This window comes from Nonomuraea corallina, from assembly GCF_027620315.1.
GTDB lineage: Bacteria > Actinomycetota > Actinomycetes > Streptosporangiales > Streptosporangiaceae > Nonomuraea > Nonomuraea corallina.
This window is the reverse complement of sequence record NZ_JAPNNL010000179.1, coordinates 1-14941: the sequence shown is the minus strand read 5'-3', so window position 1 is coordinate 14941 and position 14941 is coordinate 1. Positions and strand designations below refer to the sequence as shown.

13 protein-coding genes and 1 pseudogene are annotated in these 14941 nt (G+C 72.4%); 8 read left to right on the top strand and 6 right to left on the bottom strand.

Going from position 1 to position 14941, the window contains the following annotated elements; all coding sequences use genetic code 11:
• From OUY22_RS30675 to OUY22_RS30655, 5 genes and pseudogenes are all read left to right on the top strand, one after another.
• A pseudogene (locus OUY22_RS30675) lies at nt 1-640 on the top strand (serine/threonine protein kinase); the annotation flags it as partial.
• A gap of 110 nt (nt 641-750) precedes the next feature.
• Entirely contained in the window at nt 751-1389 is a 639-nt protein-coding gene (locus OUY22_RS30670) for a response regulator (protein WP_408638226.1), read from the top strand.
• Nucleotides 1390-1474: 85 nt separating this feature from the next.
• Complete coding sequence (locus tag OUY22_RS30665; RefSeq protein ID WP_270158707.1) at nt 1475-3535, top strand: DUF6421 family protein; 2061 nt, start codon at nt 1475-1477, stop codon at nt 3533-3535.
• Complete coding sequence (locus OUY22_RS30660) at nt 3532-4161, top strand: SDR family NAD(P)-dependent oxidoreductase (protein ID WP_270158706.1); 630 nt, start codon at nt 3532-3534, stop codon at nt 4159-4161. The genes OUY22_RS30665 and OUY22_RS30660 overlap by 4 nt, the downstream gene beginning before the upstream one ends.
• On the top strand, nt 4158-5210 hold the full coding sequence (locus tag OUY22_RS30655) for a threonine aldolase family protein (RefSeq protein ID WP_270158704.1): 1053 nt from the start codon (nt 4158-4160) through the stop codon (nt 5208-5210). Before OUY22_RS30660 ends, OUY22_RS30655 begins: the two co-directional genes overlap by 4 nt.
• Nucleotides 5211-5233: 23 nt before the next feature.
• On the opposite strand, the gene OUY22_RS30650 is transcribed toward OUY22_RS30655, so the two are convergent.
• Both OUY22_RS30650 and OUY22_RS30645 read right to left on the bottom strand, forming a co-directional pair.
• Complete coding sequence (locus OUY22_RS30650) at nt 5234-6640, bottom strand: phytoene desaturase family protein (RefSeq protein WP_270158703.1); 1407 nt, start codon at nt 6638-6640, stop codon at nt 5234-5236.
• 125 nt (nt 6641-6765) lie between these two features.
• A complete protein-coding gene (locus OUY22_RS30645; RefSeq protein WP_270158702.1) occupies nt 6766-7395 on the bottom strand; it encodes a DUF305 domain-containing protein in 630 nt (209 codons plus the stop codon).
• 122 nt (nt 7396-7517) lie between these two features.
• On the opposite strand from OUY22_RS30645, the gene OUY22_RS30640 reads away from it, so the two are divergent.
• Nucleotides 7518-8219: a DUF3105 domain-containing protein gene (locus OUY22_RS30640; RefSeq protein ID WP_270158701.1), complete on the top strand. Its 702-nt coding sequence runs from the start codon at nt 7518-7520 to the stop codon at nt 8217-8219.
• A gap of 117 nt (nt 8220-8336) precedes the next feature.
• On the opposite strand, the gene ald is transcribed toward OUY22_RS30640, so the two are convergent.
• The gene (gene ald, locus OUY22_RS30635) at nt 8337-9452 is read right to left on the bottom strand and encodes an alanine dehydrogenase (RefSeq protein WP_270158700.1); all 1116 of its coding nucleotides are present in this window, start codon (nt 9450-9452) and stop codon (nt 8337-8339) included.
• Between the two features lie 157 nt (nt 9453-9609).
• Between ald and OUY22_RS30630 the strand changes: the two genes are divergently transcribed.
• Complete coding sequence (locus OUY22_RS30630) at nt 9610-10470, top strand: excalibur calcium-binding domain-containing protein (protein ID WP_270158699.1); 861 nt, start codon at nt 9610-9612, stop codon at nt 10468-10470.
• On the opposite strand, the gene OUY22_RS30625 is transcribed toward OUY22_RS30630, so the two are convergent.
• From OUY22_RS30625 to OUY22_RS30615, 3 genes are all read right to left on the bottom strand, one after another.
• Nucleotides 10467-11852 (bottom strand): NCS2 family permease, encoded by a 1386-nt coding sequence (locus OUY22_RS30625; protein ID WP_270158698.1) that lies wholly within the window; start codon nt 11850-11852, stop codon nt 10467-10469. The two genes, OUY22_RS30630 and OUY22_RS30625, sit on opposite strands and share 4 nt — an antisense overlap.
• Nucleotides 11853-11938: 86 nt before the next feature.
• On the bottom strand, nt 11939-12172 hold the full coding sequence (locus tag OUY22_RS30620) for an EF-hand domain-containing protein (RefSeq protein WP_270158697.1): 234 nt from the start codon (nt 12170-12172) through the stop codon (nt 11939-11941).
• Nucleotides 12173-12193: 21 nt separating this feature from the next.
• A complete protein-coding gene (locus tag OUY22_RS30615; RefSeq protein ID WP_270158696.1) occupies nt 12194-14380 on the bottom strand; it encodes a xanthine dehydrogenase family protein molybdopterin-binding subunit in 2187 nt (728 codons plus the stop codon).
• Between the two features lie 94 nt (nt 14381-14474).
• Here OUY22_RS30615 and OUY22_RS30610 point away from each other — a divergent pair.
• Nucleotides 14475-14941, top strand: a 467-nt coding sequence (locus OUY22_RS30610; RefSeq protein ID WP_270158695.1) for a PucR family transcriptional regulator ligand-binding domain-containing protein, incomplete at its 3' end; no start/stop codon positions are given.

Below are 14941 nucleotides of genomic sequence, written 5' to 3'. Positions count from 1 at the left end.
GCCCGCGACCGGCCCGTCGGCGCGACCCGTACGCCGGCCCGGCAGGCTGCCCATCGTGGCGGCCACCATCACCGCGGCCGTCGCCGCGCTCGCCCTGGTCGTGATGATCGTCGTCATGCAGCGCGGCGAGTCGTGGGTCCGGTTCGCGAACACCGCCGCCGCCCCGGTCACGTTCGAGCACCCTGCGGGCTGGACCGCCCGCACGCACGCCGACCTGTTCGCGCTGGCCTCGCCGCGGGCCGCCGAGTTCGAGAAGATGTTCGTCTCCGGCGCCAGCGCCGACTGGTCGCAGGTCAACCCGGTCATCAGCGGCGACCCGGAGAACGCGGTGGGCGTGTACGTCCAGGTGTCCGACACGCTCGACCCGGGGGCCTCCCGCGAGGAGATGAAGGCCAAGATGGAGGGCCTGCTGCCGGGCGAGGTGGAGGTGACGGCGCCGGTGCCCGACCGGGCGGGCAACAGCGACGCGACCCGCTACGACGGCACCCTGCGCGACCGCAACAGCGGCAACCAGCTGGGCTTCGTCGGCTACGTCATCGACCATCGGCCCAAGCCGATCCTGGTCATGTACTTCTGCGCGCAGCACCGCTGCGACGGCGAGACGCTGGTGCGGGTCCGCCAGAGCGTCCAGGTCTTCTGATCGCCCGCTTGCACCTGACTTGCGTACGGCTTGCCCTGCCTGTTCGCCGCCTGTTCAGGGGCTCCGCGGCCCTTTACCCTTCGGGAGCTGTGGGCATAAAAATCGTGATCGTGGACGACCAGGCGATGGTCAGGGCCGGGCTGCGCATGGTCGTCGAGAGCGACCCCGGCATGGAGGTGGTCGGCGAGGCCGCCGACGGCCGCGACGCCATCGCCGTCGCCCGGCGGGTCAGGCCGGACATCGTGCTGATGGACATCTCCATGCCGCGCCTCGACGGGCTCAGCGCGACCAGGGAACTGCTCGGCGCGCCGTCGCCGCCGAAGGTCATCACGCTGACGACGTTCGACACCGACGAGAACCTGTGGGCGGCGCTGCGCGCGGGCACCAGCGGGTTCCTGCTCAAGGTGTCGCCGCCGGAGCAGTTGATCGAGGCGATCCGGATCGTGCACGCCGGCGACGCGCTGCTCGACCCGGCGGTGACCAGCCGGGTGATCGCCTCGTTCGCGGGCCGGTCGGAGCCGACTCCGTCGCCCAGACTGCGGGATCTGACGCCGCGAGAGCTGGAGGTGCTGCGCCTGCTCGCCCGCGGGCTCACCAACGCGGAGATCGCGGACGAGCTGTACGTGGGTGAGGCCACGGTCAAGACGCACGTGGCGCGGGTGCTGATGAAGCTGGGCCTGCGCGACCGCGCACAGGCCGTCGTGTTCGCGTACGAGTCAGGGGTGGTACGACCGGGCACCTTAGCCTGATCTCACCACATGGAAGCCTTTGGGCGGCATTGCGCCCATATGTGTATATTTTTCGTCATAAGGCGGTAGTGACAGGAGATATTGCATGCACGCGTTCCCCAGAGTGCTGTTCGACGAGGCCCACAACGAGTCGTGGACCATCCGGCGCGAGGTCGCCGAGGCCGTGAACCCCGGCCACCCCGACGACTCCAGCTACGCCCGCGCCGCCGGGGTGCTGCGCCACCTGGGCCACACCGTGACGGCCCACGTCGAGGGCCCGCTCGACCCGGGAACGCTCCAGGACCACGACGTGCTGGTCATCGCCCACCCGGCGGGCGAGCGCTGGGAGCGCACCATCGGCGGGGGCGGCCCCGTCCTGTCCGCCGGGGAACTGGACGCCGTGCGCGACTTCGTCGCCGAGGGCGGCGGGCTGGTCGTGCTGGCCGAGGAGGAGCAGGACAAGTACGGCAACAACCTGTCCGAGCTCCTGGCCCGGTTCGGCGTGAGCATCGAGCACACCACCGTGCGCGACCCGCGCCACGCCCACCGCGGCGTCGCCACGTGGGTCGTCGCCCCGCCCGCCACCGGCGACGGGCTGCTCGCCGGCGTCAGGGCCGCCTGCTTCTACCGCTCCGGCGTGCTGGCGGCGGAGAACGCCACCGTCCTGTTCGCCACCTCCCCGGAGGCGACCCCGGCGGGCGCGCCGCTGGCCGTCGCGCTCCCGTACGGGCGCGGCAGGGTCGTGGTGTTCGCCGACTCCGACCTGTTCGGCGACGACTCCATCGACGACTACGACCACGCCAGGCTGTGGGGCAACGTCATCACCTGGGCCGCCAGGGTGCCGGCCGACGCGCCCGCCGCCGTCGCCGGGACCGGCCCCAAGGCCGCGCTGTTCGGCGAGCTGAAGGCGCTGGTGGAGGAGCTGCGCCCGCTCCAGGTCAAGGACGGCTCGGTGCCGGGGGACAAGGAGCGGGGCAAGGAGCTGGTCGCCGCCGTCGCCGCCAAGGTGGGCGAGCTGGCGCCGCACTTCCCGCACGACGCCGCGTACCTGGCGGCCGTCCAGGACGACCTCGCCCGCTGGGCCGGCCAGGACCTCGGCGTGCCCGACTTCCTGGACTCGCTCGAGCTCTTCCACCCCGACACCCAGCGCGTCGACGGCCTCGAACACCTGGTCGTGTTCCCCATGTACACCCAGAACGGCAACCCGGACCGCAACCTGGAGGCGGTCTGGATCCGCACCATCTGGCCCGGCTGGCTGGCCGAGCTGGAGGCCGGCGGCTACGACAACCCGATGTTCGTGCCGATCGCGTTCGAGGACTTCACCTCCGGCTACGACACCCACTCGGCCGTGCTCTTCCCCGAGACGGTCGCGGTCCGGCAGACGCCCGCCCGCTTCACCTGGGGCGGCATCTTCGCCGACCGCGAGTCCGCCCGCTTCCGCAAGGTGGCCGGCGCCGCCGTCGAGACGCTCAAGCTCGACCTGCCGCCGGACGCCGCCCGCCTGCTCGCCTCGCAGCGGCTCGCCCAGGACACGTTCGTGCTGTGGGACCTCGTGCACGACCGCACGCACAGCCACGGCGACCTGCCGTTCGACCCGTTCATGATCAAGCAGCGGATGCCGTACTGGCTGTACGCGCTGGAGGAGCTGCGCTGCGACCTCACCGCGTTCGGCGAGGCCGTCAAGCTGGAGCGGCAGGGCGTGCCGCACGCGCGGTACGTCCAGTACGCGGTGCTGTTCGACCGGCTGTTCCGGTTCCCGATCACCGGCCCCCGGGTGCGCAACTACGACGGGCTCGGCGGCCAGCTGCTCTTCGCCTACCTGCACCGCAACGACATCGTCCGGTGGACCGACAACCGCCTGTCCATCGACTGGGACCGGGTCGCCGACGGCGTCGCCGACCTGCGCGCCGAGGTGGACAAGCTCTACCGCGACAGCATCGACCGCTCCAAGGTGGCCCACTGGCTGGCCGCGCACGAACTGGTCGGCGCCTACGTCGCCCCCGACCCGGCCTCCGTCTGGGCCAGGGGGATCGACGCGCTGCCCGCCGAGCAGAAGGCCAAGGTGGACGCGGTCCTCCCCGACGAGTTCCCCCTGAGCATGTTCTACGAGGCGCTGCGCCGTAAGCTGACCGACGTGGTGGACTCGACGAAGGGGATCCGGGCATGATCATTCTGGTGACGGGCGCCGCGGGGCCGACCGGCGCCGCCGTGTCCGAGCTCTTCGCCAAGCAGGGCCACACCGTGATCGGCGTCGACAAGGACGAGGTCGACCTGCTCGACCGCGCCGCCGTCGAGGCCCTCGCCGGCCGGATCGAGGCCGAGCACGGCCACGTCGACGGCGTCGTCCACCTCGTCGGCGGCTGGCGCGGCGCGCCCGGCTTCGCCGAGACCGACCTCGCCGACTGGGACGCGCTGCACGACCTGCTCATCCGCACCCTCCAGCACGTCTCGCTGGCCTTCGAGCCGCTGCTGCGCAGGAGCGGGAACGGCCGGTTCGTGATCGTCTCCGCCAAGGCGGCCCAGCGCCCCACCGCGGGCGGCGCCGCCTACGCCGCGGCCAAGGCCGCCGCTGAGGCGTGGACCCTCTCACTGGCCGACGCGCTGCGCGACACCTCGTCCGCGGCCGTCATCCTCGTCGTCAAGGCCCTGGTCAACGACGCCATGCGGGCCGCCAAGCCGCAGGCGGCGTTCACCGGCTTCACCGACGTGCGCGACCTCGCCGAGGCGATCGGCCGCCTCTACGAGCAGCCCGCCGCCCAGCTCAACGGCACCAGATTGGACCTCACCACGTGACCCTCCGGCACGACCCCCTGCTCAAGGGCTTCGCCAGTGACAACTACGCCGGGGTGCACCCGGAGATCCTCCAGGCCATCGCCGACGCCAACGGCGGCCACCAGATCGCCTACGGCGACGACGTCTACACCGAGGCGCTGCAGGAGACGTTCCGCCGCCACTTCGGCGAGCGGGCGCGGGCCTGGCCGGTCTTCAACGGCACCGCCGCGAACGTCGTCTCGCTGCGCGCGATGACCGCCCACTGGGAGGCGGTGATCTGCGCCGAGACCGCCCACATCAACACCGACGAGGGCGGCGCGCCCGAGGTCGCCGGCGGGATCAAGCTGCTCACCGTGCCCACGCCCGACGGCAAGCTCACCCCCGAGCTGATCGACCGCCAGGCGTGGGGGTTCGGCGACGTGCACCGCGCCCAGCCCAAGGTGGTGTCCATCTCCAACACCACCGAGCTCGGCACCGTCTACACCCCCGACGAGATCGCCGCGATCTGCGCCCACGCGCACGACCTCGGCCTGCTCGTCCACCTCGACGGCTCCCGCCTCACCAACGCCGCCGCCGCCCTGGACGTGCCGCTGCGGGCGCTCACCGCCGACGCCGGAGTGGACGTGCTCTCGTTCGGCGGCACGAAGATCGGGCTGCTGTACGGGGAAGCGGTCGTGGTCCTCAACCCCGAGGCGGCCACCGGCGTCGACTACATCCGCAAGACCTTCATGCAGCTGTCGTCCAAGATGCGGTTCGTGTCGGCGCAGTTCGAGGCGCTGCTCGCGGGCGACCTGTGGCTGCGCAACGCGCGCCGGGCCAACGCCATGGGCCGGCGGCTCGCCGAGGCGGTCAGGGAACTGCCCGGCGTGGAGGTGCCGCGCCCGGTCGAGGCCAACGCGGTCTTCGCGATCCTGCCCAAGGACGTCACCGCCCGGCTGCAGAAGCGCTTCCGCTTCTACACCTGGAACGAGGCCACCGGCGAGGTGCGCTGGATGTGCGCCTGGGACACCACCGAGGACGACGTCGACGCCTTCGCCGCCGCCCTCGCCGAGGAGCTCGCCGCCGCCTGAGCGCCGGGCCGCGCGCGGGGCCGTCAGCGCCGCAGGGCCAGGCGCGCGGCCTGCCATCCGCCGACGCCGTGCACCCCCGGCCCCGGCGGGGTCGAGGCCGAGCAGAGGAACACTCCCGGCAGCGGCGTGCGCCACGGCGCCGGTGACCACACCGGCCGCTTCAGGAACTGGCCGAGGCTCGCCAGACCGCCGCCGACGTCGCCGCCGACGAGGTTCGGGTTGAGCGCCTCCAGCTCGGCCGGGCCCATCGTGTGCCGGGCCAGCACCCGCTCGCGGAAACCCGGCGCGTACCGTTCGATCTGCGCCTCGATCGCGCCGGTCATGTCGGCGGACGAGCCGTTGGGCACGTGGCAGTAGGCCCACAGCGGGTACCCGCCGCGCGTCGGGTCTGCCGCGTACGGCTGCACCAGCAGCACGTACGGCCTGGGGGAGTGGCGGCCGGCGGTCGTCTCCGCCTCGCTCAGCGCGATCTCCTCCAGCGTGCCGCCCAGGTGGACCGTGCCGGCCCCGGCCACCGCGGGATCCCGCCACGGCACCGGCCCGTCCAGCGCCCAGTCCATCTTGAACACGCCGGGTCCGTGCCGGAACCGGGCCAGCCGGTCGCGGTAGGCCGGCGGCAGTTCGGCCATCCGCAGGAACTGGCCGGGTGTCACGTCGAGCACCACCGTCCCGGCGTCCAGCTCGGCCAGCCGCCGCACCCGGTGACCGGTCACCGCCTCCCCGCCCAGCTCCCGCAGCCGCGCGACCAGGGCGTCGGCCAGCCGCTGGGACCCGCCCCGCACCACCGGCCAGCCCACCAGGTGCGCCAGGGTCGCGAGCGTGAGCCCGTACCCGCTGGTGAGCGGCGCCCGCAGGTCCAGCAGGGAGTGCGCGGCCATGCCCGCCAGCAGCGCGCGGCCCTCGACGGTGCGGAACGCCAGCCGCCCCAGCGCCGTCGCGGGCATCGCCGACGCCGCCCCGAACCCGGCCGCCGCCGCCAGCCCGCCCCACCGCGCCTTCGGCGGCGACCACGGGCCCAGGGGCTTCAGCAGCAGGTCCACCAGGGGGAACCCGGCTCGCGCCGCCGCTCCGGCGGTCGCCCGCCACACCGTCGCGTCGCGGCCCAGCCCTTCCGCGGTGCGGTCCGCGTCGCGGTGGACCAGCACGGCGGGGCGGTCGTCCAGGGGGTGGGCGGCGGGCAGCGGCGGCTGGGCGTACTCGACGCCCTTCAGGTCCAGGTCGCGCAGGGCGGGCGAGGCCAGCGCCATCGCCATCACGGTCGCGCCGACGTCGTGGACCACGCCCGGCAGCGTCAGCTCCGCCGACCGCAGCCCGCCGCCGAACGAGTCCGCCGCCTCCAGCAGCGTCACCCGCCGCCCGGCCTCGGCCAGCGTGACGGCCGCGACCAGGCCGTTCGGCCCCGACCCCACCACGATCGCGTCAACGCTCATCCGGCGACCCTCCGCTCCTCGCGTCCGTAACGGACCTCTGCCCAGGCTCAGGCTTCCGGAGAGGGGGAAAAGCGGCAAGATCCGTCGCCCCTTGCGCGAGCGAGCGGGTCACGCGAGGGAGCGGGTCACTGGAGGATCGACGGGAGCGGCTTGGCGTCGCGGTGAGCGAGCATGTCGGTCATCAGCTTGATCTCGCCCTTCTGCCCAGCGACGATCTTGCGAGCCATGCGGATCACCTCCTCACGGTCGGACAGCCGCAGCGCGCCCTCGGCCATCTCGACCCCGCCCTCGTGATGACGGATCATCAGCTGCAGGAACAGCACCTCGGCCTCGGCGCCCTGCGCCGCGCGGAGCCTGGTCAGCTCCTCGCTGGAGGCCAGGCCGGGCATCCGGCCCTCGGACGAGGCGGCGCCGGCGTGGCCGTGGCCGCTCATCCACGCCATCGGCCGCATGTCCGTCGACTGCGTCAGGCCCCACTGCTCCAGCCAGCCCAGGAACATGCCGCGCTGGTTGGCCTGGGTGTTGATGATGTCGAACGCCAGGTTACTGATCTCCGGCGACTCGGTCTTGTCCCTGATGGTGAAGGACATGTCGACGGCCTGCGCGTGATGCGTGGCCATGTCGCGGGCGAACCCCGCCTCGGGGGAGGTGTCGCCGGGCGCGCCCCGGCCGCCGAGGACGAACAGCAGCGCCGCCGCGGCGAGCGCGAGCACGGCGACGACGGCGAACAGTGGCGTACGAGCAGGTTTCTCCATGGCGCTGTCCACATTACCCACCTCTGCCGATGGGTCGTGATCGTACGCTTATACCGCGCTTATTCTCCGCATACGCCTGGAGCCAATAAGGTGACCTCTGTTGGTACGCCGATGGAGGAACGATGACGAAGGAGAAAGCGCAGGCCCGGCGGGAGCATCTGCAGAGGATGCGGGCCGAGCAGAAGCGCAAGGAACGCCGCACCGCGCTGCTGATGTGGGGCACGGGCGGTCTGGTCATCGTCCTGCTCGTCGGCCTGGTGGGCTTCTACCTGGTCAGGCAGGCTCGTGAGACGTCGCTCGACGCCGTGGTGAGCGTCAAGTACGACGGCGGCGAGCACGTCTGGAGCAAGGTCGCGTACAAGGAGACCCCGCCCGTCGGTGGGCAGCACAGCAACTACTGGCAGCAGTGCGACATCTACGACAAGCCCATCCACAGCGAGCACGCCGTCCACTCGCTGGAGCACGGCGCGGTGTGGATCACCTACCGCCCCGACCTGCCCGCCGACCAGATCAGCAAGCTGAAGGACGTCGCCTCCAGCACCGGCCAGCAGGAGTACATGCTGGTCAGCCCGTTCGAGGGGCTGCCGGCGCCGATCGTGGTCAGCAGCTGGAACCACCAGCTCAAGCTGGACAACCCGGCGGACCCGAGGCTGGGCGCGTTCATCAAGCGCTACCAGAACGGCGCCGACACCCCGGAGCCGGGCGCCACCTGCGGCGGCCCTGACGCCATCACCACCACCGCCGACCAGGCCCCGCTCCCGCCGGACCCGTCGGCCCAGACCCAGACGCCGATGGACACCGCGACCCCGCAGCCGTCGCAGTAGCCCCGATGCCCCGAAAGGCCCGGCCCGCCACGGCCGGGCCTTTCCGCGTCAACGGGGGTTCTTCGTGGACGAGCAGGTGGCGGGCCCGTTCCGGCGGTGGCGCCATGAGCACCGCTTCTAGGTGAGGAGCTCCTGCGCGGGCGTCCACTCCAGGTCGTGCGCCTCGGCGACCGGGCGGCTGGTCAGGTGGCCCTCGTGGGTGTTCAGGCCGAGCGCCAGCGCCGGGTCCTCGCGCAGCGCGCCGGCCCAGCCCAGGTTGGCGATGGCGAGCGCGTACGGGAGCGTCACGTTCGTCAGCGCGAACGTCGAGGTGTGCGGGACCGCGCCCGGCATGTTGGCCACGCAGTAGAAGACCGAGTCGTGCACCCGGTAGGTCGGCTCGGCGTGGGTGGTGGGGCGCGAGCTCTCGAAGCAGCCGCCCTGGTCGATGGAGATGTCCACCAGCACCGAGCCGGGCTTCATGCGCGCGACCAGCGTGTCCGGCACCAGCTTGGGCGCTTTGGCCCCGGGCACCAGCACGGCGCCGATGACCAGGTCGGCCTCCAGCACCGCGCGTTCGAGCTCCAGCGTGTTGGAGGCCAGCGTCTGGCAGTGGCCCTGGTAGATGAGGTCGGCCTGGCGCAGCTTGTCGATGTTCCTGTCCAGCAGCAGCACCTCGGCCTGCATGCCGAGCGCGATCGCGGCCGCGTTCATGCCGGACACGCCGGCGCCGATGACGACCACGTTGGCGGCCCGCACCCCGGACACGCCGCCCATCAGCACGCCCCTGCCGCCTTGGGAGCGCATCAGATGGTACGCGCCGACCTGCGGGGCGAGCCTGCCCGCGACCTCCGACATGGGGGCCAGCAGCGGCAGCCGGCCGTCGGGCGTCTGCACGGTCTCGTACGCGACGCCGGTGACGCCCGCGTCGAGCATCGCCCTGGTGCAGGCGCGCGAGGCCGCGAGGTGCAGGTACGTGAAGAGCACCTGGCCCTTGCGCATCCGGTGGTACTCCTCCGCGACCGGCTCCTTGACCTTGAGGATCAGGTCGCACCCTTCCCACACCTCGTCGGCGTCCGGCAGGATGGCCGCGCCGGCCGCCTCGAAGTCCTCGTCGGGGAGCGACGAGCCGGCGCCCGCGCCCTGTTCGACGAAGACCTGGTGGCCGTGGCGTACGAGCTCGTGCGCGCCCGCCGGCGTGAGGGCCACGCGGTACTCGCTGTTCTTGATCTCGCGGGGGACACCGATCCTCATGGCCGCTCCCGTCCTGGGCAGGCATCACTTTGCCGGAATTCCTTCTCTATTAGCTGCTTCTACACACAAAAAAGAGAAATATGCGGCTGATTACCCGGCATCCACCGGTCCTCGATAAGCTCACCCGCAGCCCGTAGTCAGGATGGGGACAGCGACGATGGACAAGCCGCAAGAGCCGCCGGCGGCAGCGGATCCGGGACCGCCGAAAGCCAGCAGGGTCACCACCATCATCCTGATCGTCTCGCTCGTCCTGATCGTGCTCATCGCGGGTGTGCTCGGCACCGTCGCCGTCCTGATGACCCAGGCCCCCGACGCCCCGCTCATCGGCGGCGACCCGCCGCAACGGCTGTCCACGCCGATCCACTTCGCCCCCGTGCGGGAGACCAGGGCCGCGCCCTGCCCCGGCGAGCAGGCGGCGCTCGACGAGGCCCAGACCACCTGCTACCTGCTGGAGGACGGCGTCACGGTCAACGCCGTGCAGGCCGTGGAGGCGGTCCGCGAGCGCGACGGCACCTACTCGGTGCGCGTCGCGGTCGCTCCCGCGTACAAGCAGAAGCTCGTCGACCTCCTCGACGAGCAGGTCACCGACCAGCGGCAGATCGCCGTCGTGCTGGTGCCGCGCACGGTCGTGGCCGCGCCCATCGTGACGCAGAGCATGGACGGCGACAGCCTGCGCATCGCCGGGATGACCCAGCAGGAGGCCGAGACGCTGGCCACCCGCCTGCTCGGCGACGCGGCCCCGCCGCCCTCCTCACCACCCTCCTCACCACCCGGCACCGGCGACCCCGCCCCCTCGAACTCCGCGACGGATCCCACCACCATCGGGACCGCCGACCCCACCGGGACCGGCGCGCCGACGGGCGCCGGGACCCGGACCCCCGACCAGCGGTTCGCCAGCTGCCAGGAGGCCACGGCCGCCGGCTTCGGCCCCTACACGCGCGGCACCCACGAGGAGTACGCGTGGTACGTCGACGTCGACGGCAACGGCGTCGCCTGCAACTCCGGAGACCTGCGCTAACCGAAGAACCCGCCCACCCAGTCGATCGCGAAGTAGGCCAGGAACACCGCCGACACCACCCACAGCAGCCACGGGATCTCGCCGAACTTGCCGCGCGCCGCCTTGATCAGCGTGTAGACGATCACCCCGGCGCCCACCCCGTTGGTGATCGAGTACGTGAAGGGCATCAGCGCGATGGTCAGGAACGCGGGGATGGCCAGCTCCACGTCGTCCCACGGCACGTTCTTGCTCTGCATCATCATCAGCGCCCCGACCAGCACCAGCGCGGGCGCCGCCGCGGCCGCCGGCACCACGGCCGCGAGCGGCGTGAACAGCAGCGCCAGCCCCAGCAGCGCCCCGGTCACCAGGCTCGCCAGCCCGGTCCGCGCGCCCTCGCCGACGCCCGCGGCCGACTCCACGAACACCGTGTTCGCCGAGGCGCTGGCCGCCCCGCCCACCATGCCGGCCACGCCGTCCACGGTGAGGATCCGGCCCAGCCGCGGCACCCGCCCCCGCTCGTCCACGAGCCCTGCCTCGTCGCTGACGCCGATGATCGTGCCCATCGCGTCGAAGAACCCCGACAGCACCAGGGTGAACAGCACCACGGTCGCGGTCAGCACGCCCGCCGTGACGAAGCCGCCGAACACGTCGACCTGCCCGACGAGCCCGAAGTCAGGCGCCGACACCAGCGACTCGGGCATCCGCGGCGCCACCACTCCCCAGTCGGCCTGGTCGATCGTGGCCACCGAGTTCACCACGATCGCCACGATCGCCGTCACCACGATGCTGATGAGGATGGCCGCCGGCGTGCGCCGCGCGTACAGGGCGATCATCAGTAGCAGCCCCAGGCAGAACACCGCCACCGGCCAGCCCGTCAGATGGCCGGTCGCGCCGAGCTGCACCGGCGTGCCCTGACCTCGCGTGACGAACCCGGAGTCGACCAGCCCGATCAGCGCGATGAACAGCCCGATCCCGACGCTGATGGCGTGCTTGAGCGCCAGCGGGATCGCGTTCATGATCAATGTGCGCAGGCCGGAGACGGCCAGCACGATGATGACCGCGCCCTCCAGCACGACCAGGCCCATGGCCTGCGCCCAGGTCATGTGCGGAGCGGCCTGGTAGGCGACCACGGCGTTGAGCCCGAGGCCCGCCGCCAGCGCGAGCGGCGCGTTGCCGATCAGCCCCATGAGCAGCGTGGAGATCGCCGCCGCCAGCGCGGTCGATGTGGTGAGCTGCCCGATCGTCAGCTTCGCGCCGGTGACGTCCTGGGCGCCGGCGAGGATGATCGGGTTGAGCAGGATGATGTACGCCATCGCCATGAACGTGGTGAGACCACCACGCACCTCACGGCCGACGGTCGTGCCCCGCCCGGACAGCTCGAAGAACCTGTCGAGCACCGGCATCCCCCTTCGGCGACCCGGGCCTTCAGCGACCCGGGCCTTCAGCGATACGGGGGAGTGCCGGATGCCCTACCCGGTGGGAAAGGCGATCACGCCTTCTCGTGCCTGCCGCCGCCGACCAGCGCGGCGAACTCCTCCAGCCCGATGCGGCCGTCGCCGTTCCGGTCGGCGGACGCGATGAACGCCTCGATCTCCGCCTGCGAGGCGCCGTGGCCGCCCAGGGCGTCGTTGGCCCTCCTGATCTCGTCGGCCGTCAGCAGGCCGTCGCCGTCGGCGTCGAACCGCTCGAACTCCGCCTTGGCGGCCTCGCGTGCGTCAGCCATAGGGTCCTCCCCGTTCGTCGCTCAGTCCACGGTGTGGGCCAGGGCGATATCTTCCGGTCTTATCGGAACGCGCGTCAAACGCAGGCCGGTCGCCGCGCGCACCGCCGCCGCGATCGCGGGGGTGGAGGAGAGCGTCGGGGGCTCGCCCGCGCCCCGCAGCCCGTACGGAGCGTACGGGTCTGGATTTTCCAGGATTTTCAGCTTCATGGGCGGCATGTCGAGAATGGTGGGGATCAAGTAGTCGGTGAAGGACGGGTTCAGCACCTTGCCGTCCCTGACCTGGATCTCCTCCATCAGCGCCAGCCCCAGCCCCTGCGCCGACCCGCCGTGGATCTGGCCCTCCAGCGCCTGCGGGTTCAGGATCCGGCCCACGTCCTGCACCGCCGCCAGCTCCACCACCTTGACCAGGCCCAGCTCCACGTCCACGTCCACCACCGCCCGGTGCACGCACAGGGCGAGCTGCGTGTGCGAGTCGCCCTGCCCGGTGACCGGGTCGAGCGGGAAGGTGGGCCGGTGCCGGAACTCGCGGGTCTCCTCGATCGGGCCGGTCCGCTCCAGCGCCTCCCGCGCCGGCAGCCCGCCGAACCGCTCGCGCACCGCCTCGCAGGCCGCCTTGACCGCGCCGCCCGTCACGTACGACTGGCGCGAGGCCGACGACGACCCGGCCGACCCGACCGAGGTGTCGGCCGTCGCCACCGTCACCTGGTCCACGCCCAGCTCGGTGCGGGCGATCTGGGCCTGGACCGTGACCACCCCCTGGCCCACCTCGGCGGCGGCGGTGTGCACGGTGACGTGCGGCTCGCCGTTGACCAGCTCGGCGCGCACCCGGGCCGTGGAGTAGTCGTCGAAGCCCTCGGAGAAGCAGATGTTCTTGATCCCGACGCCGTACCCGACGCCGCGCCGCACCGACTCGCCGTGCGTGGTCTGCGAGACGCCGCCCGGCAGCGCGCGCAGGTCGTCGCCTGAGGGCGGCGGCAGCGGGAACGACTCCAGCTCGCGCAGCATGTCCGCGAGCGGCGCGGGCGAGTCGATCACCTGGCCGGTGATCAGGGCCGAGCCCTGCGAGACCGCGTTGCGCACCCGGATCTCCACCGGGGACAGCCCGCACGCCTCGGCCAGGCGGTCCATCTGCGACTCGTACGCGTAGCACGCCTGCACCGCGCCGAACCCGCGCATCGCCCCGCACGGCGGGTTGTTGGTGTAGACGCCGGTGGCCTCCACCAGCACGTTCGGCACCTCGTACGGGCCGACGCCGAGCGAGGCGGCGTTGCCCACGACGGCGGGGGAGGAGGAGCAGTAGGCGCCGCCGTCCAGCAGGATGTCCGCCTTGACATAGACGAGCCGGCCGTCGCGGGTGGCGCCGTGCTCGTACCGCAGCCGCGCCGGATGGCGGTGCACGTGGCCGAAGAACGACTCCTCGCGCCCGTACACGATCTTGACGGGGCGGTTCAGCCGCAGCGCCAGCATGCACGCGTGCACCTGCATCGACAGGTCCTCGCGCGCGCCGAACGCGCCCCCGACCCCCGACAGCGTCAGCCGCACCTTCTCCGGCGGCAGCCCCAGGCAGGGGGCGAGCTGGTCCCGGTCGACGTGCAGCCACTGCGTGGCGATGTAGAGGTCGACGCCGCCGTCCTCGGCGGGCACCGCCAGCCCCGACTCCGGGCCGAGGAACGCCTGGTCCTGCATGCCGACCTCGTACTCGCCGGTCACCACCACCTCGGCCTCGAAGACCTCGCCGGTGCGCACCGGCTGGTGGCGCACCACCTCGGTGGCCAGCCGGGGGTCCGTCACGGCCTCGCGCACCTCGTAGTCGACCACGATCGCGTCGGCCGCGCGCCGCGCCGTCTCCGGATGGTCGGCGGCCACCAGCGCCACCGGTTCGCCCTGGTAGCGGACCTGGTCGACGGCGAGCACCGGCTGGTCCTTGCGCTCCAGGCCGTAGAACTTCTCGCCCGGCACGTCCTCGTGCGTCAGGACCGCGCGCACCCCGGGCATCGCCAGCGCCGGCCCCACGTCGATCGAGCGGATCCACGCCGACGGGTGCGGGCTGCGCAGCGTCGCCCCCCACACCATGCCCTCCAGCCACAGGTCGGAGGCGTAGGCGAACTCGCCCGTCACCTTCAGCACCGCGTCCGGCCGCCGCGCGCTCCGGCCGATGCCCTGCTCCAGCGAATCCGGCGTCCGCGTCCATCCTTCGAGCTCGGTCATCCTTCGAGTAGAGCATCGCCCGGGTGGCCCCGGTATGCGCGGCAGGTGAAATCGGGGTAAGCCACGCGGCCGGCCGGCTTGTATATTCCTCCAAGTGCGGATACGTGACCTGCTGGAGATCGGTGAGCCGCGCCTCCGGCTGCTCGCCGGCGACCCCGACCGCGAGTTCACCACGGTCCACATCACCGACCTGCCGGAGCCGGGACGCTACCTGTCAGGCGGCGAACTGGTGCTGACCGGCCTGATGTGGCGCACCGGCCCTGAGGACTCGGACCGGTTCGTGACGGCCCTGGTCGAGGCCGGGGTGGCGGGGCTCGGCGCCGGGCAGGCCTGGCTCGGCCACGTCCCCGCCGACCTGGTGACGGCGTGCGAGCGGGCCGGGCTGCCGCTCCTGGAGGTCCCCACCGAGGTGTCCTTCCGCACCCTCGCCGAGCAGGTCGCGCCCCGTCTGACCGGCGACGTCCGCGCGGCGCTCGGCCGCCATCGCAGGCTCGTCGCGGCCGTCGCCGAGGGCGCCGGCCTGTCCGAGCTGTTCGCGCTGACCGCCGCCGAGCTCGGCGT

Coding starts and splice junctions, on each gene's coding strand:
- OUY22_RS30665 (WP_270158707.1), top strand. CDS start 1,475: ATGCACGCGTTCCCCAGAGTGCTGTTCGACGAGGCCCACAACGAGTCG.
- OUY22_RS30650 (WP_270158703.1), bottom strand. CDS start 6,640: ATGAGCGTTGACGCGATCGTGGTGGGGTCGGGGCCGAACGGCCTGGTC.
- ald (WP_270158700.1), bottom strand. CDS start 9,452: ATGAGGATCGGTGTCCCCCGCGAGATCAAGAACAGCGAGTACCGCGTG.
- OUY22_RS30625 (WP_270158698.1), bottom strand. CDS start 11,852: ATGCCGGTGCTCGACAGGTTCTTCGAGCTGTCCGGGCGGGGCACGACC.
- OUY22_RS30615 (WP_270158696.1), bottom strand. CDS start 14,380: ATGACCGAGCTCGAAGGATGGACGCGGACGCCGGATTCGCTGGAGCAG.
- OUY22_RS30660 (WP_270158706.1), top strand. CDS start 3,532: ATGATCATTCTGGTGACGGGCGCCGCGGGGCCGACCGGCGCCGCCGTG.
- OUY22_RS30630 (WP_270158699.1), top strand. CDS start 9,610: ATGGACAAGCCGCAAGAGCCGCCGGCGGCAGCGGATCCGGGACCGCCG.
- OUY22_RS30645 (WP_270158702.1), bottom strand. CDS start 7,395: ATGGAGAAACCTGCTCGTACGCCACTGTTCGCCGTCGTCGCCGTGCTC.
- OUY22_RS30620 (WP_270158697.1), bottom strand. CDS start 12,172: ATGGCTGACGCACGCGAGGCCGCCAAGGCGGAGTTCGAGCGGTTCGAC.
- OUY22_RS30640 (WP_270158701.1), top strand. CDS start 7,518: ATGACGAAGGAGAAAGCGCAGGCCCGGCGGGAGCATCTGCAGAGGATG.